Source organism: Microseira wollei NIES-4236 (genome assembly GCF_020521235.1).
GTDB classification, from domain to species: domain Bacteria; phylum Cyanobacteriota; class Cyanobacteriia; order Cyanobacteriales; family Aerosakkonemataceae; genus Microseira; species Microseira wollei.
On sequence record NZ_BLAY01000397.1, the window covers coordinates 1 to 2,296 of the forward strand.

General features: G+C 44.6%; 1 protein-coding gene and 1 pseudogene. Both read left to right on the forward strand.

The window, feature by feature from the left end:
- The first annotated feature begins 379 nt into the window (after positions 1-379).
- Complete coding sequence (locus MiSe_RS48660; protein ID WP_226594668.1) at positions 380-862, forward strand: transposase; 483 nt, start codon at positions 380-382, stop codon at positions 860-862.
- 841 nt (positions 863-1,703) lie between these two features.
- Positions 1,704-2,296, forward strand: a pseudogene (locus tag MiSe_RS48665) (reverse transcriptase N-terminal domain-containing protein); the annotation flags it as partial.

Here is a 2,296-nt window from a genome sequence, read left to right on the forward strand (position 1 = left end):
AACGATAGGATTGTTCCAGACAATCAACAGTTGATTCACGGTGATTACTGCGACATTAGAACCAAGGTAGAGGTCTGTCCATTGACATGCTTCGTCAGCCAGAATGGCGCTGCTTCCAACCCCTGGAAAGAAGGTAACCTTAAAAACCCTCGCCGTAGGGAGTCGTGAGATTCAAATCACCGCGCTGCCCTGGCTTAAATTAGCTAGACCAAGGTATAGCGAAATCGATTCAACTGCATCGCAGCAGAATGTCAGGCGGTGGGATACTGCGTACAAGAACTTTTTTGAGGGATGGGGATTTCCTAAATTCAAAAACCCCAGCAATTTTACCTCTTTCACATAGGCGGTCAAAGTAAAAATTAAGGGCAGCAAAATTTATTTGCCCAAACTTGGTTGGATGAGGTTTTACAATTCCAGCCCCGTACCAGATGGATTTGAGATTAAATCCGTTACTCTCAGGCAACGACAGGATGGTTGGTACGCCTCAGTCAGAATTGAAGATAAAACCGTACCCGATTATGCCGCCTTGCCTTTAAAAGAAGTTAGATCGCTCCTGGGTGGCGATTGGGGGATTACCAAACTGGTACATCAAGACGATGGCTATCAATTTGAGCATCCTAGATTTGGAATTAACAAAAGAACCAAGCAGCTTCTTAAAGTTAGGCAGCGCCGAATTAACCGGAAAGTTAAAGGCAGTAAAAGACGTAAAAAAGCGTCCAAAAAGGTTGGACGCTTGCCTAAAAAGATGGCCAATCGATCGACAATCTTATCAATGGTGGGTGGCAAAGACTATCACATCTCGGCGGGTAGATGCTATCGCGATAGAGGCTCTCAATGTTGCCCGGATGTGGCGGCGCTGTAAGAGCAAAAAAGATGAGACGACCGGGAGATTTTTGCCAAATGGACAATCTAGGAAGAAAGGATTGAATCGCGCTATATCGGATGCTGCATGGAATGAGTTGATCTTAAAGATCGAGTATCTGGCGGCGAAGTCAGGAAAGGTCGTAATTAAGGTTAACCCTAAACATTCGCTGCACTGAATGCAGAAATTGCGGTCATATAGACCGCAGCAATGTGCGATTCGTTCCAGGGAAACCTAGTGATAGGGGGATGTGGGACATTAGTTAAGTAACCCATATGGGTAGAGTGGGCACTTTACATCCTTAACTAATGATAACTAAATCACCTTGGTAGTGAGAGAAAGTATCCTAGAAACCTCAAGTCTACCCCCGCAGGTGCAGCCGTGACAGCACTATCCCTACTCAGGCGAATGGCGATCAAATGGGTAAAGCGGGATAGAAAGCAGGTAATTCTGAACCGTAGAGAAAATCCCTGCAAGCATGAATCCATGAGTAAAGCGTAAGCTGGAAATCATCACCGAACCATCGTAAGGTCTAATGGGCAACGACGGTTAATTAGCCCAAGCCAAAAGGCCAGAATAATCGACATGAGCAATTGTTTGTTTGACTCATAAGCACTGTCTCTAAATCCGGTGGAGAGTGAGACTCTAAAGATTCAACCAAAAGGTGATTTGGTACAAAGTAATCCGCTGCTTTCTCTTAACTTGGTCGATAGTTAAGTAGGAAACCATCTATAAGAAAACAGCGGCAGGGATTGCCTAAAAAGCCGCCTGAAGTAAAGTTCAGGATAGGCAGACAGGGGCACTTCAAACTTGGAATATAGAGTTGCCAGTAGCAATATATATGTCTAAAGCCGAATTAAAATTCAGGAGGGAATGGGAACAAGATCTACCTATCTGCAAGCGATTATATTCCAGCCAAAACTGGAGGGAATTGCCCTGGAAAGATATAGAAAAACCTGTTGAAAAGTTGCAAAAACGAATCTATAAGGTGATGTCAAAGCCGTCCGCAAACTTCAGAAAATCCTCATGAGGGCTGGGTCGTCAAAATGTCTAGCAGTCAGACGGGTAACACAAGATAATCAAGGTAAAAAGACGGCTGGTGTGGATGGTGTGAAAGCACTATCTCCAGAGGCACGTACTGATATGGTAGGGCAATTAAAACTAACGGGTAGAAGTAAACCAACTCCCAGAGTATGGATTCCAAAGCCCAATGGTGAAAAACGCCCCCAAGGTATACCCACAATATTCGATAGAGCATTACAAGCTCTAGTAAAGCTAGCACTAGAACCAGAATGGGAAGCGGTTTTTGAACCAAATTCGTTCGGGTTTCGACCAGGACGGGAGTGCCATGATGCAGTCACAGCAATATTCAACGCAATCAGGCATAAACCAAAATATGTTCTGGATGCCGATATTGCCAAATGTTTTGACCGC